Below are 26,200 nucleotides of genomic sequence, written 5' to 3' on the forward strand. Positions count from 1 at the left end.
TACTACCAGCAGCCGTGACTAAGCGTATTGCAATTGAAGCAGGTATCGCGGATTTCTGGTACAAGTACGTGGGTTTTGGCGGCAAGATCATCGGTATGACTACCTTTGGTGAGTCAGCACCGGCGGAGCAATTGTTCAACATGTTCGGCTTTACAACTGAAAACGTGGTGAAACAAGCACAAGAACTGCTTGCTTAAGTCTTCTTATTTTTAATGCAAAAGCCCAGCGAGTCATTCGCTGGGCTTTTTTGATCTTGATGTTTATGGTGCTTTCCATTCCTCAGGACAGGCTTGACGTAGCGCGTCGATAAACAGACGCAGTTTGAGCGGATGTCTGCCTGCTGGATAATGACAACTAATTTCAGTGGGTGGCGACAACCATTCTGGCAAACATGCTTGCACACTGTTTGGGTGCGCTTGTTCAAAGCCTTTGGCAAACCATGTCGGCAGTAAGCCGATGCCTCTTCCTTTGGCTATCGCATCCGCTTGCATAGCTAAATTATCACTCTGCAAGCGGCTTGTGAGCGCAGGTAAAAGATAGCTGCCGTGAATAGGATGGATGAGAGCCAAGGCTTCTTGGCGAAAAGCGATAAAATCAATCCAAGGATGTTTGACTAGATCCTGTGGATGCTCTGGCATGTCGTTATTGGCAAGATAGTGTGGCGACGCATAAGGTGAATATTGCCAATGGCCGAGCAATTCACGTCTCCAGCCTTGTTGAGCAAACGGGCCAATCCAAATCAGTAAATCAGGCTCAAGATGCGACTCTTCTGCCACATATTGGCTGTAGAGTCGAATGTTGATTTCGGTGTGGGTTTGCATGAATTCATCCAATACATTGCTCAACCAGCCACGAATTAAGTTCGGATGAACCACCAAGGTCATTTCACCGCTGATTTGGTTATTAAACTCTTGCAGTGCTTCATGGCTTTTTTCTGCTAATTCAAGCAGTTGTTCTGTATAAACTGCAAAAACTTGCCCAGCTTTAGTCAAAGTTAGACGGTTGCCTTGCCGAGCAATTAAGGCTTGTCCGAGATCGTTTTCCAAAGACGCCAAACGTCGACTGAGGGTGGACTTAGGCTGTTCCAGCGCTTTCGCCGCCGCAGTCAGGCTTTTGTATTGACAGAGAGCATGGAAAGCTTTGATCGCACTGAAATCATGCATAAGTAAAATGGCCTTTTAATCTAATCATCACTGTGTTCCATATTCGGTATCGACCATTCCATCTGTCTATCTATCTCAATCATCAAAATTATGAATAATCCACTCCTGAAATTAATAATCATTATCATTTAAAGGGGGGGTACATGTCCAGACTCAATCCGCTGAATGTTGCAATTACTGCGGCGCTCGGGTTATTCACCTCATCACACGTGTTCGCTGAAGAAATTCAATCTTATGAGAAATTAGTGGTGACGGCGGCTGGTTTTGAACAAACACAAGCGCAGGCTCCAGCGAGTATCAGTGTGATTACACGAGAAGAGTTGCAATCACGTTATTATCGTGATGTAACCGATGCACTGCGCAGTGTGCCGGGCGTGTTGGTGACTGGCGGTGGTGATAAAACAGACATCAGCTTGCGCGGTATGAGTTCAAACTACACCTTGATGTTAGTCGATGGTAAGCGTCAATCTTCACGTCAAACTCGACCAAATAGTGATGGCCCAGGTATTGAGCAGGGATGGATGCCACCACTGCAAGCCATTGAACGAATTGAAGTAATTCGTGGCCCAATGTCGACTTTATATGGCTCAGATGCCATTGGTGGTGTGATCAATATCATCACACGAAAAGATAATCAAGAGTGGTCAGGCAGTGTTCAGTTGGATACGGTTTTCCAAGAAAATCGCGATTCTGGCGATCAGAACAGCGTCAACTTTTTCCTGACAGGGCCACTGGCCGACAATCTTTCTCTGCAAGTTTATGGACAGAGCACCGAGCGCGATGAAGATAAGATTGAACGTGGCTACCAAGACAAAAGCTTAAAAAGTTTAACTTCAAAGTTGAACTACCAACTTAATGAGCAGCATGATCTGACTTTTGAAGTGGGTACTTCCGCACAAGATCGCCGAGGCAATGTAGGGTTATCCGTGCCAACGACAGGTTGTAAAGGTGGGTGCGAAGACAGCTTAAACGAATACCGTAGAACCTATATTTCCCTTTCTCACCAAGGGGATTGGGGCGACTATGGTGTGTCGGATACTTATGTCCAACGTGAAGTAAGTAACAATAAAAGCCGTGAGATGGAGATCATCAATACGGTGGCTAAATCAAGCTTAGTGGTGCCATTGACTAACAATACAGCAACCGTAGGCATTGAGGCTTCACATTCAAAGTTAGAAGATTTCACCTCAAATAAAGCCTCTGATTTAACTCAGATTGAAAGCACTCAATGGGCGGCGTTTGTTGAAGACGAGTGGCGCATGACCGAGTCGTTTAACCTAACCTTAGGTGGCCGTGTTGACCACGATGAAAATTATGGTTCTCATTTTAGCCCAAGAGCGTATGGCGTGTGGACCATCAATCCAGCGTGGATTCTGAAAGGTGGCGTGGCAACGGGTTTCCGTTCACCGCAGCTCAGAGAAGTCACGCCAAATTGGGCGCAGGTGAGTCAAGGTGGTAATATTTACGGTAATCCAGACTTAAAACCTGAAACCTCGATTAACAAAGAGTTGGGGTTGATGTACCAAAATGGAGAGGGTCTTAACGCGAGTTTGACTTTCTTCCATAATGATTTCAAAGACAAAATTACCCGTGTTGTGTGCCCAAGCAACGTCTGTACTGCAGGCCCGAACGAGTGGGGTTCTGATCCCACTTATCGAGTGAACGTTGATGAAGCGTACACGCGTGGGGTCGAAAGTACGCTCGGTTTACCTATCACTGAAACGGTTTATTTCAACGCGAGCTATACCTTTACTGACTCAGAGCAAAAAACCGGAAAATATCAAGGTATGCCACTTGAGCAACAACCTGAACATCGCTTCAGCGCTGATATTGATTGGCAAGCGACTGACAACTTGAGCAGTTGGTTGAAGCTGACTTATCGTGGAAAAGAGAGCAACCCAGTCACTGGTCCTTCTCGTAGCAGCTTGATTGAGCCAGCTTATCAGTTCATCGATACTGGCATAACTTACGCGCTTTCTTCTCAAGTAAGCTTGAAAGGTGCGATTTACAATCTACTCGATGAAGAAATTTCATACCAAGAATATGGCTATGTAGAAGATGGACGTCGTTATTGGTTAGGTATTGACGTTAACTTTTAAACCATCAATACCGCAAATGAAATGGCTCCCGTTTGGTGAGCCATTTTTTATGGTCATCTTTCTTGTCGTAGCCTCCATTGCTTGTACCTTGAGTCCGTTTAGAAACAGAATCTTTTGCGACAACTGATGGCTTGGGGTGTTGCTCTTGGTCGCTATCGGTTACTATCTGTACCACGAAAAAAGTTAAGACGATGGAATGATGCTTAAAGTCGCGATCAATGGTTTTGGGCGTATCGGGCGCAACGTGCTGCGTGCGATATATGAAAGTGGAAAAAGTCAGCAGATAAAAGTGGTAGCGGTGAATGAGCTGGCGCTACCTGATGCGATGGCGCACCTACTGCAATACGACACTACTCATGGTCGATTTGGTAAAAGGATCACCAATGATCAAGAGCATATCTATGTTCATCATGGGCTGGATGAGTATGACTCGATTCGAATTTTGCACCTTAGTGAAATCAAACTTCTGCCATGGCGCGATTTAGGCGTTGATATTGTGCTCGACTGCACGGGTGTGTACGGCTCAAAAGCCGATGGTTTGGAGCACATTGAGGCAGGCGCAAAGAAGGTACTCTTTTCACATCCCGGCTCACATGATCTGGATAATACAATCATTTATGGGGTCAACCATGAGACGCTAACCGCAGAACATCGCATTGTGTCGAACGGATCCTGTACCACCAACTGCATTGTACCGATTATTAAAGTGCTTGATGAAGCGTTTGGTATCGATTCAGGAACCATTACCACCATTCACTCGTCAATGAATGATCAACAAGTGATTGATGCCTACCACACCGATTTGCGTCGAACACGTTCTGCAAGCCAATCCATCATTCCAGTAGACACCAAGTTGCATAAAGGAATTGAAAGGATCTTTCCGAAATTTTCTAACAAATTTGAAGCGATATCAGTGCGCGTACCGACAGTTAATGTCACAGCGATGGATTTGAGTGTCACAATTAATACGAATGTGAAAGTTAATGACGTAAATCAAACCATTGTTAACGCATCTCAGTGTACATTACGTGGCATTGTTGACTATACTGAAGCTCCGCTTGTTTCCATCGATTTTAACCACGATCCCCATAGTGCGATTGTTGATGGTTCACAAACAAGAGTGAGCAACGGGCAGCTTGTTAAAATGCTCGTTTGGTGTGATAACGAATGGGGCTTTGCGAATCGCATGCTGGATACGGCACTCGCAATGCAAGCATCCGAGTAGTAGCAGGATGATGGAGATTTATTTATTTTCAGGCTTGAAATAAATAACTCAAATCTCCATATCGATAACCAGTTTGAAGAATTTATAGGCTCGGCAAGGTTGCCGGGTTTCCAAAAACTTTATTTATTAATATTTGAGAGGACAAACCATGTCTGTAATCAAGATGACCGACCTGGACCTAGCAGGTAAACGCGTATTTATCCGTGCTGACCTAAACGTACCAGTGAAAGATGGCAAAGTAACTTCTGATGCACGTATTCTTGCATCGCTACCAACAATTCAGCACTGCCTAGCGGCGGGCGCTAAAGTGATGGTTACTTCTCACCTAGGTCGTCCAACTGAAGGCGAATACGCGGAAGAGTTCTCTCTACTACCAGTGGTTAATTACCTGAACGACGCGCTAGATTGCGAAGTAAAACTGGCAAAAGATTACCTAGATGGCCTAGAGCTAAACGCAGGTGAGCTTGTTGTTCTAGAAAACGTTCGCTTTAACAAAGGCGAGAAAAAGAACGAAGAAGAACTATCTAAAAAGTACGCCGCTCTTTGTGACGTATTTGTGATGGATGCATTTGGTACGGCTCACCGTGCACAAGCCTCAACTCACGGCATTGGTATGCAAGCACCTATCGCTTGTGCTGGTCCACTATTGGCAGCAGAACTTGAAGCACTAGGCAAAGCCATGGATAACCCAGAGCGTCCATTAGTGGCTATCGTTGGTGGCTCAAAAGTGTCTACTAAACTAACGGTTCTAGAATCGCTATCTAAAATTGCTGACCAACTGGTTGTTGGCGGTGGTATTGCTAACACTTTCATCGCAGCAGCAGGCCACAACGTAGGTAAGTCTCTATATGAAGCAGACTTGCTTGAAACGGCTAAAAAGTTGATGAAAGAGTGTTCTATTCCAGTAGCAACAGATGTTGCTTGTGCAAAAGCCTTTGATGAAAACGCAGAAGCGGAAATCAAAAACGTGGCGGATGTTCAAGATGACGATATGATTTTCGACCTAGGTCCAGACTCAACCGCACAACTGGCTGAAATCATTGCTAACGCAAAAACCATTCTATGGAACGGTCCTGTTGGCGTATTTGAATTCAAAAACTTCGAAGCAGGTACAAAAGGTATCTCTGAAGCGATTGCGAAATCTGCAGGTTTCTCAGTGGCTGGTGGTGGTGACACACTAGCGGCAATCGACAAGTTCGGTATCAAAGCGGATGTCTCTTACATCTCTACTGGCGGCGGTGCATTCCTTGAGTTTGTTGAAGGTAAAGTACTACCAGCGGTTGAAATGCTAGAAGCACGCGCGAAAGCTTAATGACTAATGAAAGCGGGAGTGATTCCCGCTTTCTTGTTTGCTGCACGTGTGTTTTTATTCTGATAGAATGACGCCAGTTGTGAGCAAACGTTTGCAAGAATTTAAACTTAACTGTTTTATTTTTAAAACGATAGAAAAAATAGGATCAAATCAATGTCTAAGATCTTCGATTTCGTAAAACCAGGCGTAATTTCTGGCGATGACGTACAGAAAGTATTTGAAGTTGCAAAACAAAATAACTTTGCACTTCCAGCAGTAAACGTAGTAAACACTGACTCAATCAATGCGGTACTTGAAGCTGCATCTAAAGTTAAAGCGCCAGTGGTTGTTCAGTTCTCTAACGGTGGCGCGGCTTTCTTTGCTGGTAAAGGCGTTAAACTTGCTGGTCAAGGTGCACAAATCCTAGGTGCAGTTGCTGGCGCGAAATACGTTCACGCTGTAGCAGAAACTTACGGTGTGCCGGTTATTCTTCACACTGACCACGCTGCGAAGAAACTACTTCCTTGGATCGACGGTCTACTAGACGCAGGCGAAGAGTTCTTCGCTCAAACTGGTAAGCCTCTATTCTCTTCTCATATGCTAGACCTTTCTGAAGAGTCTCTAGAAGAGAACGTTGAAACTTGTGCGAAATACCTAGAGCGTATGGCTAAAATGGGTATGACTATCGAGATCGAACTAGGTTGTACTGGTGGCGAAGAAGATGGCGTTGACAACTCAGACATGGATTCATCTGAGCTGTACACTTCTCCTGAAGACGTAGCTTACGCTTACGAGAAATTGAGCGCAGTGAGCCACCGTTTCACTATCGCAGCTTCTTTCGGTAACGTACACGGTGTTTACCAAGCGGGTAACGTGGTACTGACTCCAACTATCCTACGTGATTCACAAGCGTATGTTTCTGAGAAATTTGGCCTTCCAGCGAACTCTCTAAACTTCGTATTCCACGGTGGTTCTGGTTCTTCTGAAGCCGAGATCAAAGAGTCAATCAGCTATGGTGTTATCAAAATGAACATCGATACTGATACTCAGTGGGCAACTTGGGACGGTATTCGTCAGTACGAAGCTGAAAACCATGATTACCTACAAGGTCAAATTGGTAACCCTACGGGTGAATCTGCGCCAAACAAGAAATACTACGATCCACGCGTATGGCTACGTGCTGGTCAAGCATCGATGGTTGCTCGTTTAGAGAAAGCCTTCGCTGACCTTAATGCGATCGACGTACTATAAGTTCATTTATCTGGACTAAGTGATGAACCCGCTCAATGAGCGGGTTTTTTTATGGCCGAGATTCAGACAAAATGACTGGCGGATTGTTAAAATATTGCTTAACCTCTAACAAGCTCATATCAATGCTTCCAAGTAACTATTTGTTTTGTCAGTGTTTACATAAAACTGACTTTGCAACATAACCAAAGTGAGATATTGTGCCAAAAAACTGACACTCTGGTGTCAGTCGTTTTTTGTCTTTGATGTTCAGTGGTAACAACAACATTCAAAATGATTTTATAAAGAGGAAATGCAATATGTCAGGTGAATCAATGGGCATCGAAGCTCCATTAGTCGATGGTTTAGCGCAAGCCAATACTTGGCTGACCAATAATTCAGATCTTTTGATACAATACGGCGTCAATATTATTTCCGCTATTCTGATCCTATTTATCGGTAACATTGTTGTTAAAGCTGTCGCTGGAAGTGTTGCCAAGGCTCTGAAAAAGAAAGACATGGACAAAGCAGTTGTTGAGTTTGTTCATGGTCTAGTCCGTTATACGCTATTTGTGGTGGTATTAATTGCCGCTTTAGGTCGCATTGGTGTGCAAACCGCTTCTGTTGTGGCCATTATCGGTGCGGCTGGATTGGCGGTTGGTTTAGCGCTACAAGGCTCGCTATCAAACTTCGCTGCGGGCGTTTTGATTGTGGCATTCCGTCCATTCAAATCCGGTGATTACGTCGAAGTGAGTGGTACTGCTGGATCGGTTGAATCGATTCAAATTTTTTCAACAGTACTGCGCACGCCTGACAATAAAATGGTGATTGTGCCTAATGGTTCAATCATCAGTGGCCCAATTGTTAACTATTCACGCCATGACACTCGTCGTATTGATTTGGTGATTGGTGTTTCTTATAAGTCCAATCTGCAAAAGACCAAAGAAGTGCTGGCTAAAGTAGTCGCGGCAGAGCCTCGTTTGTTGCAAGATCCAGCGCCAACGATTGGTGTCGTTGCTTTGGCTGAGTCTTCAGTCAATTTTGTGGTTCGCCCTTGGGTGAAAACGGCCGATTATTGGGCTGTTTATTTTGATTTGTTGCAAGCCATCAAAGAAGAGTTGGATAAAGAAGGTATTGAGATCCCATTCCCACAAATGGATGTTCATTTGAATAAACTGAATTAATTCATTTTCAATCAAGTGAAAAGGGCATGAAATGATTATTCAGTTCATGCCCTTTCTTTTTGTTGGTTATACACTTACACCAGATATTGAATTGCCAGCCCTTTTGCAAGGATAAAGGCGATGCTAAACATCATTGCAGCCACGGCCATGTCTATTCCTTTCTTCACGTTAGGCTTTGAGAGCGTCGGCCCCAGTTTCGCAGCACCAATTGATAAAGAATAAAACCATACAAAAGAGGCCATCATGGTTCCTAGCGCAAACGCGATGCGATCATGGCCTTCAAACTGACCACCAATCGATCCCAAAATCACAACCGTATCTAAGTATAAATGTGGGTTAAGCACAGTAACGGCTAACGCGCCCAAAATAACCGTTCGTTTACCACGTGCGATCACTTCGCCATCCGATTCATTAGTGCTTGTTGAAGTGAAGGCACTCCTTAAAGAAATAAATCCATAAAATGAGAGAAAAGCAACACCGCCTAAGGTAACCGAGGTCAGTAAGATTTCGTTACTTGAGAGTAGGGCACCGCCACCAAATATACCCAGAGAAATAAAAATCACATCCAGTAGACTACAGATGGTCGCCGTCGTTAAGTGGTGATTGCGCTTAATTCCTTGGTTTAGCACATAGGCATTTTGTGCACCAATAGGAATAATCATCGTTGCACCTAATCCAAAACCTTGTAGCAAAATCCACACATTCACAGCTCACCTCATCGTAATAGTTCAATACAGTGAGCGCACAATAGCGAGAGTATAAAAATAAGTATAATTAATGATTTTAATATTATATTAGTAATACTAATAACCATAAAAAGGAGCCTAGGATGAGAGGGCTAGATTACAAATGGATTGAGGCATTAGATGCGGTACTGCAACAAGGAAGCTTTGAACGAGCCGCTGAAAATCTCTATATTTCACAATCGGCTATTTCTCAAAGAATCAAGCAACTAGAGAGATTTATCGCCCAACCGGTCCTGATTCGAGAGCAGCCACCAAGGCCAACGCTGGTGGGAAAAAAATTGCTAGGGTTGTATCGTAGGGTGTGTTTGCTTGAAAATGAACTGGTGCCTGAATTGATGAATGAGGAGAATACGCGGCCTGTTTCAATAGCTATTGCCACTAATGCGGACAGTTTGGCTACTTGGTTACTTCCTGCGTTATCGAATACGATGAAAACGCGGCAAGTTGAGTTGAACCTGACGGTTTTCGGTGAGTCACGTACGATCGAAAAAATTAAAAATGGCGAAGTAGCTGGCGCAATAAGCTTAGAATCGCAAGCCATTCCTGGTTGTCATGCTGACTACTTAGGCAGAATGGACTATGTGTGTGTTGCCAGCCCAGAGTTTTATCAGCGTTATTTCTCTCAAGGTGTGAACTTTCATACTTTAAAAAAAGCACCAGCGGTATCGTATGATCAGTATGATGATCTGCATAAAAAATATTTGCATGATCACTTCAATGTGCCAAGAGATGCCGTCATAAACCATACCGTGGGTAGTTCAGAAGCTTTTGTTAAATTAGCCCTATCCGGTGCGGCGTATTGTTTGATCCCCCGCTTACAGATAGCACAAGAGCTCGAAATAGGCACGCTTACCGACATTACACCAGGGTTCATTTTAACCAACCGTATTTATTGGCATCATTGGCAGTTAGAAACGGGAATATTACAGGAAATTTCTCAGGCCATCGTTCAATATGCTCGCCAAGTGTTGCCGCAATGACAAAAGTTCAACGTCAAAGTTGTGTCATTTCATAAGCTATTAACTGTGCTTATATAGAGTATCGCCTATGATGTATTCACCCATTTGAGTAAGGTAACTCCCATGAAATTAATGACAAGTGTAACGCTATTATCTGGATTGCTCAGTTTTGGTTCTATGGCGCAGGAAATGAATTTTCCTCATCTTTCAACGACAGGTTATGGTGAAGTCGTTGCGGCACCTGATATGGCTGAGTTTTCAGTTAAAGTGGTTGAATCGACGCTGACGGCGGAGCAGGCAAAAAGAGCGGTCGACAAAGTGGTAGAAGCATTTGTGGCGCGTTTGAAAGAATCCGGTGTGACTTCCCAACAAATATCGAGTTCAAATCTCTACCTTGCCCCTCAATATCACTACCCTAAGTCCGGCAAGCCTGAGTTAGTGGGTTATCAAGCAACAAGAAGTGTCACGGTTGAGGTTGAAGATTTAAGCCAGCTTAATCAATACCTTGATGTAGCGCTCGGTGAGGGCATTAACCAAGTCGACAATATTCAACTTAAAGTTCGGAATCAAGAGCAATACCAGCAACAAGCTCGGCTAGCGGCGATTCAAGATGCGAATATCAAAGCGCTATCATTGGCGGAAGGATTTAAGTTGAAATTAGGTGATGTGTGGCAGATAGACTACAACTCGCCCAGCGTGCAGCCGATTATGATGCGTGCCATGGCAATGGATGCAAAATCTGAATCTAATAGTTACCAAGACTCGACGCTTATTATTCGCGATAGGGTGGACGTAGTCTATCAATTAAACAACTAAGCCCTTACCTAAACTACTGATTAATTAGTTAATTTAAAGTGGATAAAAACGAGCTTTTACTTCCATAAATTGATTGTATTATTAATCGGTAGCTTTTTGTTTTGTCTATTTTTTAAGATGCTATAATCCGCTCATCACTATTTAGGGTTAATATTTAGACAAGTCATGAGATACACAAAAATAATCAGCATCCTTCTCATCATTTGTTTCTTATTCAGCGCAATAGTGACTGGGTATTACTATCAGCGCTACCAAGAAGTGAAAGACAACGCAACGCAAAACACGGTAGCGGAGGCGTTTGATCAACTCAATGAAAGTGAGCGACAGTATCGGGGGTTGAAAGCTCAGGTCGGTTCCATTATTGATTTGCTTAGTCGAAGCCAAAGTTTGTATGAATTTATTTTTTCTCCTTCAGAGATAAACCGGCAGCATCTTGAAAATATATGGTCTTCTGTTGCTGAAAAGCAGACATGGTATAGTTCGATTACACTTTTGGATTTATCTGGGCATGAGCGACTCCGTATTGATCATTCTGCGGACAACCCTTTAGCCTCTAGTGCAAAAAATCTTCAAGACCTGTCACATCATGGCTATATTGCCTTTGCAGAAAACCTGTCAGAGGGAGAAGTGGGTGTATGGGGCATTGCATTGGCTAGTGCTCGAAGTGCTGCGGCTATACAGCCGATGCTATGTGTGATCACGCCAGTTACCGTATTAGGGGAACGAAAAGGCTATTTAGTCCTCAATGTTGATATTTGGTCACAATCCTCGCGTTTAAATCATGTCCGTGATCCACAATTAACTCCTGAGCTTATCGGCGATTCAGGTTTCTATTGGTCTTCCAACGATAAAACCAAATTATTTGGAGACTTATTACCGTCCAATCAATACGTGAATCTTGCACTTCTGCTACCGAAAACTTGGCAGCAGATGCAGACAACTCCTTCTGGCTATGTATTCGAAAATGGCAAGGTTACGGTTTATAAAACCCTTAAATTTGCTTCACTGAAACCTGTTTTTTTGATGATTCAACTCACCGATGAGCAACTAGAGCATCGAGCGAAGCGTGACGTCAACGATTTAATCAAAGAAGCTTTTTTTGTCTTCTTCGTTATACTCATTTTTGCGCTTCCCATGGTTTCCATGGCGTTGCATTACCATCATCGAAGTATTGAAAGCAAACTGGCAAGAGCGGCCTTGAATGGTATGTCTGCAGTGATGATCTCAGACAGAAAGCACAAAGTGATGATGGTTAATGGCGAATTTGAAAAGATTACAGGTTTGACTATTGACGAGATAAAAGGCAGTAACGCATTAAAGTTACTGCTCAGTCCAAATGGTATGGAGTTTATGCTCGAGGTGCTTGAAGAGGTATCGCAGCAACATTTCTGGGAAGGTGAAGTAGAAATGGTCAATACACAAGGTGAGACTCTAACCGCCATCATGAGAATTCAAGCGATTAAAGAGGCGACTAAAGTCAGTTATTACATCACCTCTTTAGTCGATATTACTCAGTACAAAGTCTTAGAAAACCGATTGCGAGAATTGAGTGAAAAAGATGCGTTAACTCAGCTATGGAATCGGCGTAAATTTGAAGCAGAATTGCAGCATCATACGCACATCATTCAACGTTATCCCGAAAGCCATCATGTTTGCCTCGTCTTAATTGATATTGATTACTTTAAACGAGTGAATGATGAACAAGGACATGATGAAGGTGATCGCGTCATTATTAAAGTTGGTGAGATTTTGAGCCAAACATTGCGTGCCACGGATTTTCTGGCACGTATTGGCGGTGAAGAGTTTGCGATTATTATGCCGCACACTTCTGTCGAAGAGGCGGAGATTGTCTTGAACCGCTTACGAGTCGCAGTAGAGGTAGAGCAAAGTCTTACCGTGACCATCAGCGCTGGTTTTACTGACTTAACCGCAGATGGTAAACGCTCGTATAAATGTGCTGACATTGCTTTATATGAGGCGAAAACCTTAGGACGAAATCGAATTTCACTGTGTAAAAGCAGTGATGATCTTGCTTAAGGCATACCACAAAGAGTGATGGGTTTGGCAAATAAAGCGTAAATAGCGGAAACAGAAAAATCGGGGCAAGCCCCGATTTTTCTGTTTCTAGCTTACGTTTCTATTATAGAACGTGAACAGAAGCTGTGTTGGTTGTACCTGAGGCAACAAGTGCACCAGAAACCATCACTACGATGTCACCCTTCTTGCCTAGACCAGAAGCCAGTGCAATCTCTTTACCATTGATGTAGAACGCATCAGTGCTGTCGATAGTATCAACAACAACCGGTGTTACACCTTTAGTCAGAACAAGTTGAGCGGCCGTTTTCTTGTTAGTGGTTACGGCAATGATGTTCGCAGTTGGGAAGTACTTACGCACTGAACGAGCTGATTTACCCGCTTCAGTTGCGACCACGATAAGTGGAGCCGCCAATTTCTCAGCAGTATCTACCGCACCTTTACATACGGCTTCAGTAATGCGTAGGCGTGGGCTGTCTAAACGAGAACCCAACTCAGCTTGTAGAACGCGGTCTGTACGAGCACAGATTTGCGCCATGATAGTGACCGCTTCAACAGGGTATTTACCTTTTGCTGTTTCGCCAGAAAGCATCACTGCATCTGTACCATCCATTACCGCGTTGGCTACGTCGCCAGCTTCTGCGCGAGTTGGACGTGGGTTCTTGATCATTGAATCAAGCATTTGAGTTGCTGTGATAACCACTTTACGTGCGCGGTTACATTTTTCGATCATCATCTTCTGTGCAAAGATAACTTCTTCAGCAGGGATCTCAACACCTAGGTCGCCACGAGCAACCATGATACCGTCAGAAAGCTCAAGAATTTCGTCGAAGTTATCAACGCCTTCTTGGTTTTCAATTTTAGAGATGATTTGGATATCTGCGCCGCCGTTTGCTGTTAGCAGTTCGCGGATTTCACGTACGTCGTCAGCTTTACGAATGAAAGAAGCTGCAACAAAATCAACGCCTTGCTCGCAACCAAATTTAAGGTCTGCTTTATCTTTTTCAGAAAGAGCTGGAAGGTTCACTGAAACGTTAGGAAGGTTAACACCTTTGTTTTCACCTAGCGCGCCGTTGTTCAGCACTTTACATTTCACTTCAGTTTCTGTGGTTGCAATCACTTCCATTTCAATCAGGCCGTCATCAACCAAAATTTTGTTACCTACAGTAAGGTCTTTAGCAAAACCTAAGTAAGTCACGGCAACTTTATCTTTGTTACCTACAACGGTTGCATCAGTAGTGAAAGTGAAATCCTGGCCAGCCACGAGATCAACGTCATCACCATTTTCTAGTTTGATGGTGCGGATTTCAGGACCTTTAGTGTCTAAAAGGATCGCAAGCTGTTTACCAGTGTTTTCCATTACTTTACGGAAGTTCGCAATACGAGTGCCGTGTTCTACGAAGTCACCGTGAGAGAAGTTCAAACGCATAACGTTCATGCCAGCATTCACTAGCTCAGTAAGCTTCTCTACAGATTCAGTTTTAGGGCCAATCGTACATACGATTTTGGTCTTTTTCATGGAAGGTTCTCTCCGGTAAATATGATTACAATTTGAAGTTGGTTGAGTGTTCTAGCGTCATCACAAGCGGCAATTTTTCTTATCTATTACCCAACAATATTGATGTGATTTTGTGACATTAGAGCTGAAAGTCTTTCAACAGTTTAGTCATTTTATGACCAAGCATTGTCGATTTTATAGCGTTATTTTGCCACTTATTGAGTTTAAATCGGTTAAGTTGCAAAAGAATAACAGTCAATTCTGTAATTTTTTTTCTTTTCGGCGCGAATTCTACCACCTAATGAGTTCAATATCACTGCCTAAGAATTGTCTTAGGACAAGGTTTTAGCGTGAATTATTAATTTTTTAGATCGAAATAAATAGACAATAAAGTTTCGATTCGATTAATATTGCTTTCGATTCGTAATCTTGAAGAAAAATATAAATGTCGAAACGAAATACACAACTGAGAAGACATACCATCGCTAACCTTGTGAATGAACAGGGTGAGGTCAGTGTTGATGCACTCTCTGCTCAGTTTGAAACCTCAGAGGTGACGATTAGAAAGGATTTGGCCTCTTTAGAGAAAAACGGTCAACTCTTACGCCGTTACGGTGGTGCGATTGCACTGCCTAAAGAGGTGGTCAATGATGAGTTTAATCCTAAAGTTTCGAATCGAAAGATAAAGCTGGCTAAGGCGGCGGCTAAGTTAATTCGAGACCACAATCGCATCGTTATTGACTGTGGTAGTACTACGGCAGCATTAATTCAGCAACTGAATGATAAACGCGGTTTGGTTGTGATGACCAACTCATTGCACGTAGCGAATGCCCTTAATGAACTAGAAAGTGAACCGACACTATTAATGACGGGCGGTACTTGGGATACCCATTCCGAGTCCTTTCAGGGCAAAGTGGCTGAATCGGTACTGCGTTCTTACGATTTTGACCAACTGTTTATTGGCGCTGACGGTATTGATCTTGAACGTGGCACCACCACCTTCAATGAACTGATTGGCCTGAGCAAAGTGATGGCCGAAGTCTCACGAGAAGTGATCGTGATGATCGAATCAGACAAAGTTGGCCGAAAAATTCCCAACCTTGAGCTCGCTTGGGAGCATATCGACGTGTTAGTGACCGATAACGATCTAACCGTTCAAGATGCCGCATTGATTGAATCGCACCAAGTGCGAGTGATCCGAGCCTAATTAACCCCTATTCAACCATTCCTAAATAAAGGCCTTCGCTTGCGGCTTTAGGGATGAAGCATAAATCTAAAATGGAGTAAAAACCTTATGTGTGGAATCGTCGGTGCAGTAGCACAACGAGATGTGGCTGAAATTTTAGTGGAAGGACTACGCCGCTTGGAATACCGCGGCTATGATTCAGCCGGTGTTGCTGTGGTGGATAGTGCGAGTCAATTAACGCGCGTTCGTCGTTTAGGCAAAGTGCAAGAGCTAGCCGATGCAGTCGAAAAACAACATGTTGCCGGAGGCACTGGCATCGCGCACACACGCTGGGCGACACACGGTGAACCTTCCGAAATTAATGCTCACCCACACATGTCGGGCGATATTGCGGTTGTGCATAACGGCATTATCGAAAACCATGAAACGCTACGTGACGTTCTGCGTGAACGCGGCTACCTTTTTGAATCGCAAACCGATACCGAAGTGATTGCTCACCTTGTTGAGTGGGAACTGCGCACGGCCAGTTCACTGCTTGAAGCGGTGCAAAAAACGGTTAAACAACTCGAGGGTGCTTACGGTACTGTGGTACTTGATCGCAAAGATCCAAGCCGTGTTGTGGTTGCTCGCTCTGGTAGCCCGATCGTGATCGGTTTTGGTGTCGGTGAGAATTTCTTAGCTTCAGACCAATTAGCTTTGCTGAATGTTACACGCCGCTTTATGTATCTTGAAGAGGGTGATGTTGCGGAAGTTACGCGCCGCGATGTGACGGTTTTTGCTGCAAACGGCGAACAGGTGACGCGTGAAATTAGCGAATCTAACGCAGAGCACGACGCTGGCGATAAAGGTAAATATCGTCATTTCATGCAAAAAGAGATCTTTGAACAGCCAACGGCATTGATTAACACCATGGAAGGCCGCATCACCAAAGACAGCGTAGTGACAGAAAGCATTGGCGTGAACGCTGCCGAAATTCTTAGCCAAGTGGAACATGTACAAATCGTCGCTTGCGGAACGTCGTACAACGCAGGCATGACAGCGCGTTATTGGTTTGAAGCATTGGCAGGCGTGAGTTGCGATGTGGAAATTGCCTCTGAATTTCGCTATCGCAAATTTGTGACTCGTCCAAATAGCTTGTTGATCACGCTTTCTCAATCCGGTGAAACGGCAGATACCTTAGCCGCTTTGCGCTTGGCGAAAGAAAAAGGTTACATGGCCGCGATGACTATTTGTAACGTAGCGGGTTCTTCGCTGGTTCGTGAATCTGACTTTGCATTCATGACTCGCGCTGGAACAGAGATTGGTGTGGCGTCAACCAAAGCCTTCACTACTCAGCTTGCAACCTTGCTAATGTTAGTGACCGCTCTTGGTAAACAAAAGCAGTGCATTAATAAAGAAAAAGAGGCGGAAATTGTTGAAGCTCTGCATGCACTGCCTGCACAAATTAATGCAGCCCTTGCCTATGAAAAGCAGATTGAAGCACTGGCTGAAGATTTCGCAGATAAACACCACACTCTATTCTTGGGCCGTGGTGAGTTTTATCCTATCGCGCTTGAAGCGTCATTAAAGCTGAAGGAAATCTCTTACATTCATGCTGAAGCATACGCGGCAGGCGAATTAAAGCACGGCCCATTAGCACTGATTGATGCTGATATGCCCGTTGTCGTGGTTGCGCCAAATAACGAGCTGTTAGAGAAGCTAAAATCTAACATTGAAGAAGTACGTGCTCGTGGCGGTTTGCTGTATGTGTTTGCCGATCAAGACGCTGGCTTTGCGGCTGATGAAACAATGAAAATCATCACCATGCCACACGTGAGTGAAATTACCGCGCCGATCTACTACACCATTCCAATGCAGCTTCTTTCTTATTATGTTGCTTTAATCAAAGGTACGGATGTCGACCAACCTCGTAACCTTGCCAAAGCCGTAACGGTTGAGTGATACAAGGTGGTTAGAGCACATATTGTTGTGTGAGTAAAATAAAGTATCATCGTTTTTCTTTGCTCAAACACTTAGCTCAAGTGATGTAAACAAGCGATTCAGCACAAACCCGCTTCTGCCACTTAATGCTTCAAAGTAGAAGCTCATAACGCTTTTGTTCCTCCCTCTTTTAGGGGGAGGCTAGGAGGGGGTGTTCACCCCACCCTAACCCTCCTCTTTTAGGGGGAGGCTAGGAGGGGGTGTTCACCCCACCCTAACCCTCCCCTTGAAGGGGAGGAAATCAGTTTTGTGAGCGTTGGGAGTAAGCCATTTATTATAATGGATGCAGTTTGCTAAAACAGTTTTTGTCCCATTACGAGTTTGCGTAACAAAATGATGCTCTTCCTTCGCAGAACATTGCCCGATTCTTCCTAATAACTGACCATTCAGAACCGATGCGCCCTTTCTACCAGTGTAGTGAATCACCCTGCGTATGCTAAGTAGCCTAACTTTGCATAGCAATTCGCTTAGCAAATCCTCTACTCTAAATAAGTGGTTTAGACGAAGCTGTTCACGGAAATTGTTCTTCTGCCTATATACTTGTATCTAAATTTGCGTGGCACTGTAAGTGTTCAATAAACATTGAGACCTTTTTTGCCAAGTGTTTTCTGGAAGCGTAAAAGACATATAAAACCAAATCTTCAGGCGCGTACTCCATTTTTATTATTTCCAGAGAACCTACCTCTATCTCATTACGACAAGATTCGGTTGGCAATATCGCGAACCCCAAACCAGCTAACGCGCCTAATTTAGCTAAATGTCCACTATTGACTTTAAATGAAGACTTTACCTTTTGGGTTGTCAGCTCACCTTTAGCGTTTTTGAAGACCCACGGTGTCCCGTTTAACGCGGTAAAACTACTTATACAAGGAACATGTTTCAAATCGGTAATCTGGAAAGGTCTTCGCGTAGTCTGAAGGAGTTTGGGAGATGCCACCACCGCACTTGGCCAACATTTAACCTTCTTCGCGACCCAATTAGTGTCTTCGAGCCTTCCTCTATGAAAACTTAAAATGATGTCAAACCGATCAAACAGATCCTCTTTAGGGCTAAGACTCGTATCGCAACATAATGAAATTGAGGGATGTTGAGTACAAAATGAAACCACTGCTTGGGCTAAAGTTGGTGCATCAGGCATCAAAACTCTCAGTTGACCCATGACTTCATGGGAGTGCAGTGTCACTTCCTCAAGAGCATCATTAAGTTTGTCTAGCAACGGCTGTGTGCGTAAGTAAAGATGTTCTCCTGCGTCTGTCGGAGCGATTCGGCGTGTGGTTCTGTCAAATAGTCTTATATCTAGCCGTTCTTCGAGTAAAGCGATATGGCGACTGACATTTGATGTCGGTAAAGATAGAAATTCCGCGGCTCGTTTAAAGCTTTTGTTCTCATAAACGCAGTGAAAACTTTTTAGCCACTGCTGATCAATCTTATCAAGCATCTCATTTAATCCCATTAAGTTGGATTATCAAACCCATTTAAACCACTTTATTACCAGAAGTTGGCTTATACAATGTTCCTCACTAAGTTACCTAGTGAGGCATCCCATGAGTTGGTTAGAAAGGTTAATAGATAAGAAGAAGATCATCAGTACACATAAAGCGCCGATTCCCGAGGGAGTATGGATTAAATGTCCGTCCTGTGACCAGATCTTGTACCGTATAGCCCTCGAGGGAAATTTAGATGTGTGCCCAAAATGCGATCACCATATGAGGATGTCAGCTCGCCGCCGATTAGATAGCTTTTTGGATAAAGCAGAGCGAATTGAGATTGCCAGTGAATATGAGCCGAAAGATTTGCTGAATTTTAAGGATCTAAAACGCTACAAGGAACGTCTTGTTCTCGCCCAGAAAAGTACAGGAGAAAAAGATGCGTTAATTGCAATGAAAGGAAAACTAATGGGCTTACCTATTGTGGCCTGTGCATTCGAATTCTCTTTTATGGCTGGTTCAATGGGGGCAGTGGTAGGCGCACGCTTCGTTAAGGCTATTAATACGGCTATTGATGCAAATTGTGGATTGGTATGCTTTTCTGCTTGTGGGGGCGCTCGAATGCAAGAATCACTCATCGCATTGATGCAGATGGCTAAAACCAGTGCTGCCTTGAATCAGTTATCAATGGCTAAGTTACCCTACATATCTGTGCTGACCGATCAAACTTATGGGGGGGTATCTGCAAGTATCGCCATGTTGGGTGATATTAACATTGGTGAGCCGAAAGCAAGGATCGGATTTGCAGGACGCCGAGTTATTGAACAAACCGTTCGAGAGAAACTACCAGAGGACTTTCAGCAAAGTGAATTCCTCTTAGAACATGGTGCTCTAGATATGATTGTGGATAGACGTGAGATGCGCAAACGAATTGGTGGACTGGTCGCTAAAATGACCAATACCACTATTCCACTGGATGTATAGTTTATAGGCTCAGTTATGCTCTAGAGCGGAAGTTGATAAACGTTCTGTCCCTCCCCTTAAAGGGGAGGGAATCAGTTTTGTGAGCGTTGGGAGTAAGCCATTTTTAATTTGAAAGCGCCCCTGATAGTGCTATCCAACATGCGAAACTCAGCTTTGTTTTCTTCAAAAGGAGTGCTAGGTTGGGGGAGTGTGTTATAGGGATACCTCCCCTTAAAAAGAGGAGGTATAAACAACCCGAATAACAGAGTTAAAGCGCGTGATGGGTGAGGTATTCGTATGCTTCCTTGGTGCCCATGTAGCGGCTTAAGCTGCGCACCGGAACGTTGCGTAAATCGACCACAATCAAGCCATCTAACGAATCATTAAAATCAGGGTCTACGTTAAAGCTGACTAACTTGCCATTTAAACCGAGGTATTGACGCAGTAGCACTGGTACGCTTTTCCCTTCATCCAACCGGGCAATCACTTTTGAAAGCAGCTGTAAATCAGCCAATGCACTCAGCAAACTGGCATTCCAAGGGGCTTGTTGCTTGGGGAGTGGGTTACTTGCCTCTACCAAATGGGCGTGTTGGTTATTGTAGTAGTGCTGCGTCATTGTGTCGGCTAATAAACGGCGCGCACTTTCACTGTAATCATTGCTGATACTTACGGGTCCAAATAGGTGCGTATAGTGCGGGTTTCGGTGCACATAGGTTGCGATTCCCTTCCAAAGCAGCAATAGCGGAGCCATACTTTTTTGATACTCGATGTCGACGACTGAACGCCCCATTTCAATTGCATTACCTATGGTATTGAGAAAGCGGTGGTCATACTGAAACAGCGTTCGTGAGTACAAACCTGCAATACCGCTTATAGGCACAATACGGTCGACTAAGACTAAACGGTAAGCTCCGACTAATTTCTGCGCTTCGCGATCCCAAATGAATAGATGCAGGTAGTTGCGATCGTATTGATCGATATCGAGCTCGGTGCCAGTGCCTTCACCTACCAGCCTGAAATTGTGCTCTCGCACTCGTCCTATTTCGTGCAGTAACGAGGGGATGTTTTCTGCGCTGGTACAATACACATCGAATTCGTTATGCCTTAATAGATGATCAGAAAAAGAAAGCTGCTCAATATCGTGTAACAAAGCGCTTAGGGGGAGCCGCTGTGCAATGGGTTGTAACGGCTCATCATTGGTTTTATTGCGCTTGGTTGGGGTGATGTGACTTAAAAGGTAGGTGTTGAGCCTTAAATAGCTGACCAGCGTCTCATCACACAGATGTTGGATTTCTTTATGATTGATCGCATCTCCGATAGCAATTTCGATACGCTGATGCTTTTTATTGAGCAGTTCACGGCCCAACATTAACGTTCTTAGTAGCGGGTGGATTTTTCCGGCCATGTAAAAGCGTTTCGAATTTTGCCCGTTGATGAACACAGGTAACGCCGTCGCTTGATGCTTTTGTATCAGTCGGCTGACTGAACGGCTCCACTGTTTGTCTTCCAGTTTCTGCGTTTTACTATCAACCAATTGTGACACTTCGCCCGCAGGAAACATCAATAGCAGCCCTTCTTGAGCAAGGTGTTTATTGGCAGCTCTCAAGGCTTGCATATTCGCTTTTTGCGCGGCTTTGTCTTCAAAAACATCCACACCAATGAACAGCGAATCTAACTCTGGTACGGTTTTTAAATAGTGATTGGCTAATATCTGCACGTCTGAGCGAATTGAAAGCAGCATCTCAGCCAGAATAACGCCTTCCACACAACCAAGTGGGTGATTTGCAACAACGACTGTCGCGCCTTGAGTGGGAACTTGAGCTAATGATCCTTTCACCACTTGGTAGTCAATACCCAATACCTCTAACGTAAAACGCAAAAATGTTGCGGTATCGCAATGGGGTGGGCGTTGTGCATAAAACTTATCTAAACGAGTTAGGCCTGTCGCCCACTCAGTAAAGTGTTCGCCTAGTCCAAACGGCGTTTTTCTCGGTAATTTAAAAGGGCTTATCGTGAGCATAGCAACCTCGCATTTTATGCTTTGTGCTTATGCTAGAGAGGGAAGATGACAATCTGGCTGCGATTAAGTGAGTAATTGATTGCTCTTTTTTTACAGTTTAATGAAATCCGTCTCAAACTGGAGATAAATTAGAATCTTGGATGCAACAATGATTTTTTAGTAAAACTAAATAATTTATTGCTCACAAAATGAAGCAAATTTGTGTTGATGCGACATTTTTGGTGTTAGCTTGTAATGGCTGTAAAAAATATAAAAATGTCAATTGAACCTTTGTTTTGCTGATCTGGAATAGACGGGAGCTTCATGCTCCCGTTGCTGTTTTTAGCGCGAGGTTGCTTATTTCTTTTCTTCTTTATTTTGCCTTGCTGCCAATCCAGCCATTTAAAAAGAGACTTTACCGCGCAATGACTTATTGGCCGCTATCCGTTTTTTCTCGTCAACTCGCCGACGTTGAGAGCTTTTTGTCGGTTTGGTTGCCCGGCGCGGTTTTTCTATCACCATCGCAGAAAGAATAATCTCTTTGAGACGTTTGAGTGCATCTTCTTTATTCAGCTCTTGGGTGCGGTGAGATTGCGCTTTGAGGACAATAACGCCCTCTTTGGTCATTCTGGAATCTGGTCTTTCTAGTAATTTTTGTTTGTAGATGTCCGGTAACGTTGAGCGTCTGATGTCAAAACGTAAGTGGATCGCACTGGAGACTTTATTGACGTTTTGCCCGCCATTTCCGGCTGCACGAATCGCAGTAAGTTCGATTTCCCAGTCTGCCAGTTCAATAGTGTTGGATAGTTTGAGCATACAACCAAAGTAAAAATGTGTTCAATCCGCATTCTAGTTGAGGTGGCTAAGGTTATCTACCGCAGATTGTGGCTAGATTAGGAAAAGCAATACAGAGTGACGTATTGCGAAATCGCAGCGAAAACTTGCTTGATACGAGCAAGTTTCTACCCGGACGAGCAAGTTCTTGCTCGAAAATGAAAGCTTATAATCTAATTGATTGAAATTTAACTATTTTTGTTTTGGCATCCCCTTTGCTTTAAGAAACATTACATAATGCGATGCAATTTCCATCGCTTTTTCTTACTGAATAAGGATTAAGTCATGCCAACTCCATGTTATATCTCTATCGAAGGCGAAACTCAGGGTCTCATCACTGCAGGCGCTCTTTCTACTGACTCTATCGGCGATGCTTTCGTTGAAGGTCATGAAGATCAAATGTTGGTTCAAATGTTTGACCACGTTGTGACAGTACCGACTGACCCACAATCAGGTCAGCCTTCTGGTCAACGTGTTCACAAACCATTCAAATTCACCGTTGCGCTAAATAAAGCGGTTCCTCTTCTTTATAACGCGTTGGCGTCTGGCGAGAAGATGAAATCGGTTGAGCTAAAGTGGTACCGCACGTCTATTGAAGGCAAACAAGAGAACTTCTTCACCACTAAACTTGAAAGCGCGTCTATCGTGGACATTCATTGCGAAATGCCACACTGCCAAGATCCTGCGAACGGCGACTTCACGCAAAACGTTACGGTTTCTATGTCTTACCGTAAAATCCTGTGGGATCACGTGAACGCGGGTACTTCAGGTTCAGATGACTGGCGCAAACCAGTAGAAGCGTAAGCTTTGATTTGGGTGGCTGGTTGATGTTGCGTAAGCAAAGCCAATCCGGCCAGCCACCTTTTTTAGCCTTAAGCAAAGTGCATTCAATGAGTGTGACTTGCTTAAGGCTTTGCTGTTTCTAGTGTAAAGAGGATGGAAGATGGCCACGCTGAATTTTACGTTAAAGGTTGACGGGCTCGCCGACGATGCATTTGTGGTGCGAGAATACCACGGACAAGAATCCTTATCGGAGAGTGTGCTGGCTAATGGCGAGCCTTGTTATGGGTTTCGTTACCTCATTGAGCTCGCAAGCCGTCAATCTATTTTGAGTGCAGCCGACGTCGTCGACAAAACAGCTCAGCTAACGGTTTTCCGGAATGGTAGCGTGGTGCAGCGCGTGCATGGCATCGTGCGCCAGTTCAGTAAAGGCGATATTGGTCATCATCACACCTTCTACTCACTCACTTTGGTGCCTGCATTAGAGCGCTTGTCGCTGCGCCAAAATAGCCGCATCTTCCAGCTTAAAACCGTACCTGAAATTCTTTCCATTGTGCTGCAAGAGATGGGCATTGACGACTATGCCTTCTCGCTCAAACGAGAATCTGTTCAGCGCGAATTCTGCGTACAGTACCGTGAAACCGATATCCACTTTTTACACCGCTTAGCCGCCGAAGAGGGCTTGGTCTATCACCTCCTGCATGAAGAAGGTAAACACACCCTCTTTTTCAGTGACGACAGCCAAAGCTTAACGAAGCTCGATACACCGATCCCTTACAATGTGCTGTCTGGTGGTATCGCTGATACACCTTACATTTCCAACTTAATCAGCCATACGCAATCGCAAGTGGCGGAAAGCCAATTGGCGGATTACAGCTTTAAAAAACCGACTTACGGTTTTAAGCAAAGTGCACTCGGCACCGCGATGGATTACCAGCAGACCCACTATGAACATTTTGATTTCCCGGGCCGATTTAAAGACGATGAGAGCGGTAAAGCGTTTAACCAAATTCGTTTAGAGTATCTAAGAAGGCAGGCGAGTACCGCACAAGGCCAAAGCAATGAAGCGCGTTTGCAAGCCGGAACCCTGTTTGATTTGGCCGAACATTTAGACGACAGCGTGAACCGAGATTGGGTTGTGGTGCAAGTAAACCATCAAGGCCGGCAGCCGCAAGCATTAGAAGAATCTGGCGGTAGCGGTGCAACAACCTACAGTAATCAATTTACCTTGATCCCGGCCGATGTAACGTGGCGTGCAACACCGCACACCAAGCCGCAAGTGGATGGCCCATGCATCGCCCATGTGGTTGGCCCCGATGGCGAAGAGATCTTCTGCGATGAGTATGGCCGCGTTAAACTGCATTTCCCATGGGACAGATATTCTAACGGCGATGAACACAGTTCATGTTGGGTGAGGGTGTCGCAAGGTTGGGCAGGCAGCCAATATGGCATGATGGCTATCCCAAGAATTGGCCATGAAGTGATAGTCGATTTTTTAAATGGCGATCCGGATCAACCCATAGTCACGGGCCGCGCTTATCACGCCACCAATAAAGCGCCCTACACACTGCCAGATAACAAAACTAAAACCGTACTGCGCAGTGAAACGCATCAAGGTGAAGGCTTTAATGAGCTGAGTTTTGAAGACCAAGCAGGGCAAGAGAAAATCTACCTACACGCGCAAAAAGACTATGAAGCACTAGTGCTTAATGATGCCACCACACACATCAAACACGATAAACACCTGACAGTGGATAACGACCAGTTCAGCCACATTAAAAATAACCAACACCTAACGGTCGAGGGCGAAAGCCGTCAGAAAATAGCGTTAGATCATAGCCTTGAAGTGGGTGGTTCACTGCACCAAAAAATCGGTGAAAAAACGGTTTTTGATTCAGGTAATGAAGTGCACCTTAAAGCAGGCAATAAGTTGGTGTTAGATGCGGGTAATGAGATCACCATTAAAGCTGCGGGCAGTTTTATCAAAGTGGATGGCGGCGGCGTGCACCTAGTCGGGCCTGCGATCAACCTTAACTCCGGCGGCAGCGCAGGCAGCGGCTCGGGTTATGGCGGTGTTGTCGCGGCGTTGCCGAATCAAATGATTGCTGCACCGCCAGCACCAAACCCATTGCCATTACAACTATCAGTAGCAACCATGTCCACATTGTCTATTGCGAATGTGCCCATGGCAAAAATGTGTCAAAAACAAAGTGATGGGTCATGTCCTAGAGAAGATTGTCCGTGCGAACGAGGTGCCTCATGAATCAACTCAAGGTTGTTAATTATTGGTTAGTGGTTGATACCATTCGTATTCCTGATGCGATTGATGTTCTTACTCGGAATATGGCCGTTCAGCAGGCGATTGTATTATTTGCTGGTTCAGATTTTGATTACTTGAATGACCAAAGCCCATTAGTTGTTAATTTGGGTAGCGATAAGACAGCATTAGATAAATGGTTAACGCTGCCTTACTTCGATTCAAGCTCGGTTATTTTTGAGCTTGATGCGAGTCAAGATGGCTCTGCATTTAGTGAGCATTTACAGTCATTACTCCAAGTTAAGATCGACAATAAAGCCTGCTTTTTGCGTTTTTATACCAATGTCTTTTGGAATCAGGCTGCATCGCAACTTAATGACATCGATATTGCAACCCTTTTAGGTTCAGCTCAAGCAATTCATTGGGTTAATCATGCACGTCAACGGCAAACGCTTCATCATTCACCTATTCAGCCAGAGCAAAGCCAACCTGCTACTCTGACCTCTCCTATCTTTAAGCAGTGGGTATAAAC

The 26,200-nt window shown here is 44.3% G+C and carries 21 protein-coding genes; 15 read left to right on the forward strand and 6 right to left on the reverse strand.

The genetic code is table 11. The annotated features are described in order from the left end of the window. The coding region (locus AACV20_RS06785; RefSeq protein WP_442712882.1) for a transketolase-like TK C-terminal-containing protein at positions 1 to 197 on the forward strand (197 nt) is incomplete at its 5' end. A gap of 63 nt (positions 198 to 260) precedes the next feature. On the opposite strand, the gene AACV20_RS06790 is transcribed toward AACV20_RS06785, so the two are convergent. Next, positions 261 to 1,163 carry a LysR family transcriptional regulator gene (locus tag AACV20_RS06790; RefSeq protein ID WP_019282284.1) on the reverse strand — a complete coding sequence of 301 codons (903 nt, stop codon included), beginning with the start codon at positions 1,161 to 1,163 and terminating at the stop codon, positions 261 to 263. 143 nt (positions 1,164 to 1,306) lie between these two features. On the opposite strand from AACV20_RS06790, the gene AACV20_RS06795 reads away from it, so the two are divergent. The 5 genes from AACV20_RS06795 to mscS all read left to right on the forward strand — a co-directional run bounded on the left by AACV20_RS06795 (position 1,307) and on the right by mscS (position 8,189). Then, positions 1,307 to 3,262 (forward strand): ligand-gated channel protein, encoded by a 1,956-nt coding sequence (locus AACV20_RS06795; RefSeq protein ID WP_170907024.1) that lies wholly within the window; start codon positions 1,307 to 1,309, stop codon positions 3,260 to 3,262. A 199-nt stretch (positions 3,263 to 3,461) separates the two neighbouring features. Further along, on the forward strand, positions 3,462 to 4,487 hold the full coding sequence (gene epd / locus AACV20_RS06800) for an erythrose-4-phosphate dehydrogenase (RefSeq protein WP_170907154.1): 1,026 nt from the start codon (positions 3,462 to 3,464) through the stop codon (positions 4,485 to 4,487). 148 nt (positions 4,488 to 4,635) lie between these two features. After that, a complete protein-coding gene (locus tag AACV20_RS06805) occupies positions 4,636 to 5,799 on the forward strand; it encodes a phosphoglycerate kinase (protein ID WP_026027969.1) in 1,164 nt (387 codons plus the stop codon). A 153-nt stretch (positions 5,800 to 5,952) separates the two neighbouring features. Then, positions 5,953 to 7,029 (forward strand): class II fructose-bisphosphate aldolase, encoded by a 1,077-nt coding sequence (gene fbaA / locus AACV20_RS06810; RefSeq protein ID WP_013857804.1) that lies wholly within the window; start codon positions 5,953 to 5,955, stop codon positions 7,027 to 7,029. 233 nt (positions 7,030 to 7,262) lie between these two features. Then, positions 7,263 to 8,189: a small-conductance mechanosensitive channel MscS gene (gene mscS, locus AACV20_RS06815; protein WP_170907025.1), complete on the forward strand. Its 927-nt coding sequence runs from the start codon at positions 7,263 to 7,265 to the stop codon at positions 8,187 to 8,189. 74 nt (positions 8,190 to 8,263) lie between these two features. On the opposite strand, the gene AACV20_RS06820 is transcribed toward mscS, so the two are convergent. After that, positions 8,264 to 8,896: a LysE/ArgO family amino acid transporter gene (locus AACV20_RS06820; protein WP_017047512.1), complete on the reverse strand. Its 633-nt coding sequence runs from the start codon at positions 8,894 to 8,896 to the stop codon at positions 8,264 to 8,266. 122 nt (positions 8,897 to 9,018) lie between these two features. Between AACV20_RS06820 and AACV20_RS06825 the strand changes: the two genes are divergently transcribed. From AACV20_RS06825 to AACV20_RS06835, 3 genes are all read left to right on the forward strand, one after another. Further along, positions 9,019 to 9,915, forward strand: coding sequence for a LysR family transcriptional regulator ArgP (locus AACV20_RS06825; protein WP_017045436.1), 897 nt, complete (start codon positions 9,019 to 9,021; stop codon positions 9,913 to 9,915). A 102-nt stretch (positions 9,916 to 10,017) separates the two neighbouring features. Next, positions 10,018 to 10,710 carry an oxidative stress defense protein gene (locus tag AACV20_RS06830; protein ID WP_047688193.1) on the forward strand — a complete coding sequence of 231 codons (693 nt, stop codon included), beginning with the start codon at positions 10,018 to 10,020 and terminating at the stop codon, positions 10,708 to 10,710. 165 nt (positions 10,711 to 10,875) lie between these two features. Next, entirely contained in the window at positions 10,876 to 12,747 is a 1,872-nt protein-coding gene (locus AACV20_RS06835) for a sensor domain-containing diguanylate cyclase (protein WP_017049515.1), read from the forward strand. A gap of 103 nt (positions 12,748 to 12,850) precedes the next feature. On the opposite strand, the gene pykF is transcribed toward AACV20_RS06835, so the two are convergent. Continuing rightward, positions 12,851 to 14,263, reverse strand: coding sequence for a pyruvate kinase PykF (gene pykF / locus AACV20_RS06840; protein WP_026027602.1), 1,413 nt, complete (start codon positions 14,261 to 14,263; stop codon positions 12,851 to 12,853). Positions 14,264 to 14,687: 424 nt separating this feature from the next. Here pykF and AACV20_RS06845 point away from each other — a divergent pair, with 424 nt between their 5' ends. Together AACV20_RS06845 and glmS are read left to right on the forward strand one after the other, a co-directional pair. Beyond that, positions 14,688 to 15,449 carry a DeoR/GlpR family DNA-binding transcription regulator gene (locus AACV20_RS06845; protein ID WP_013857797.1) on the forward strand — a complete coding sequence of 254 codons (762 nt, stop codon included), beginning with the start codon at positions 14,688 to 14,690 and terminating at the stop codon, positions 15,447 to 15,449. An 87-nt stretch (positions 15,450 to 15,536) separates the two neighbouring features. Further along, complete coding sequence (glmS, locus tag AACV20_RS06850; protein WP_017045440.1) at positions 15,537 to 17,369, forward strand: glutamine--fructose-6-phosphate transaminase (isomerizing); 1,833 nt, start codon at positions 15,537 to 15,539, stop codon at positions 17,367 to 17,369. Positions 17,370 to 17,940: 571 nt separating this feature from the next. Here the strand turns inward: glmS and AACV20_RS06855 are convergent. Next, positions 17,941 to 18,846: a LysR family transcriptional regulator gene (locus AACV20_RS06855; protein WP_371319556.1), complete on the reverse strand. Its 906-nt coding sequence runs from the start codon at positions 18,844 to 18,846 to the stop codon at positions 17,941 to 17,943. Positions 18,847 to 18,952: 106 nt separating this feature from the next. Here AACV20_RS06855 and accD point away from each other — a divergent pair, with 106 nt between their 5' ends. Next, entirely contained in the window at positions 18,953 to 19,819 is an 867-nt protein-coding gene (gene accD, locus AACV20_RS06860) for an acetyl-CoA carboxylase, carboxyltransferase subunit beta (protein WP_017045524.1), read from the forward strand. Between the two features lie 247 nt (positions 19,820 to 20,066). On the opposite strand, the gene AACV20_RS06865 is transcribed toward accD, so the two are convergent. Both AACV20_RS06865 and arfB read right to left on the reverse strand, forming a co-directional pair. Beyond that, complete coding sequence (locus AACV20_RS06865) at positions 20,067 to 21,818, reverse strand: lysophospholipid acyltransferase family protein (protein ID WP_170907026.1); 1,752 nt, start codon at positions 21,816 to 21,818, stop codon at positions 20,067 to 20,069. Between the two features lie 381 nt (positions 21,819 to 22,199). Further along, positions 22,200 to 22,613 (reverse strand): alternative ribosome rescue aminoacyl-tRNA hydrolase ArfB, encoded by a 414-nt coding sequence (arfB, locus tag AACV20_RS06870; protein WP_017043428.1) that lies wholly within the window; start codon positions 22,611 to 22,613, stop codon positions 22,200 to 22,202. Positions 22,614 to 22,916: 303 nt separating this feature from the next. On the opposite strand from arfB, the gene AACV20_RS06875 reads away from it, so the two are divergent. The 3 genes from AACV20_RS06875 to AACV20_RS06885 all read left to right on the forward strand — a co-directional run bounded on the left by AACV20_RS06875 (position 22,917) and on the right by AACV20_RS06885 (position 26,198). Continuing rightward, positions 22,917 to 23,435: an Hcp family type VI secretion system effector gene (locus AACV20_RS06875; RefSeq protein WP_013857791.1), complete on the forward strand. Its 519-nt coding sequence runs from the start codon at positions 22,917 to 22,919 to the stop codon at positions 23,433 to 23,435. 139 nt (positions 23,436 to 23,574) lie between these two features. Then, complete coding sequence (locus AACV20_RS06880) at positions 23,575 to 25,674, forward strand: type VI secretion system Vgr family protein (protein ID WP_170907027.1); 2,100 nt, start codon at positions 23,575 to 23,577, stop codon at positions 25,672 to 25,674. Next, positions 25,671 to 26,198: a DUF4123 domain-containing protein gene (locus AACV20_RS06885; RefSeq protein WP_094123304.1), complete on the forward strand. Its 528-nt coding sequence runs from the start codon at positions 25,671 to 25,673 to the stop codon at positions 26,196 to 26,198. The genes AACV20_RS06880 and AACV20_RS06885 overlap by 4 nt, the downstream gene beginning before the upstream one ends. Positions 26,199 to 26,200: the final 2 nt, after the last annotated feature.

The sequence above is a fragment of the Vibrio sp. B4-6 genome, from assembly GCF_963888245.1.
Lineage (GTDB): Bacteria > Pseudomonadota > Gammaproteobacteria > Enterobacterales > Vibrionaceae > Vibrio > Vibrio anguillarum.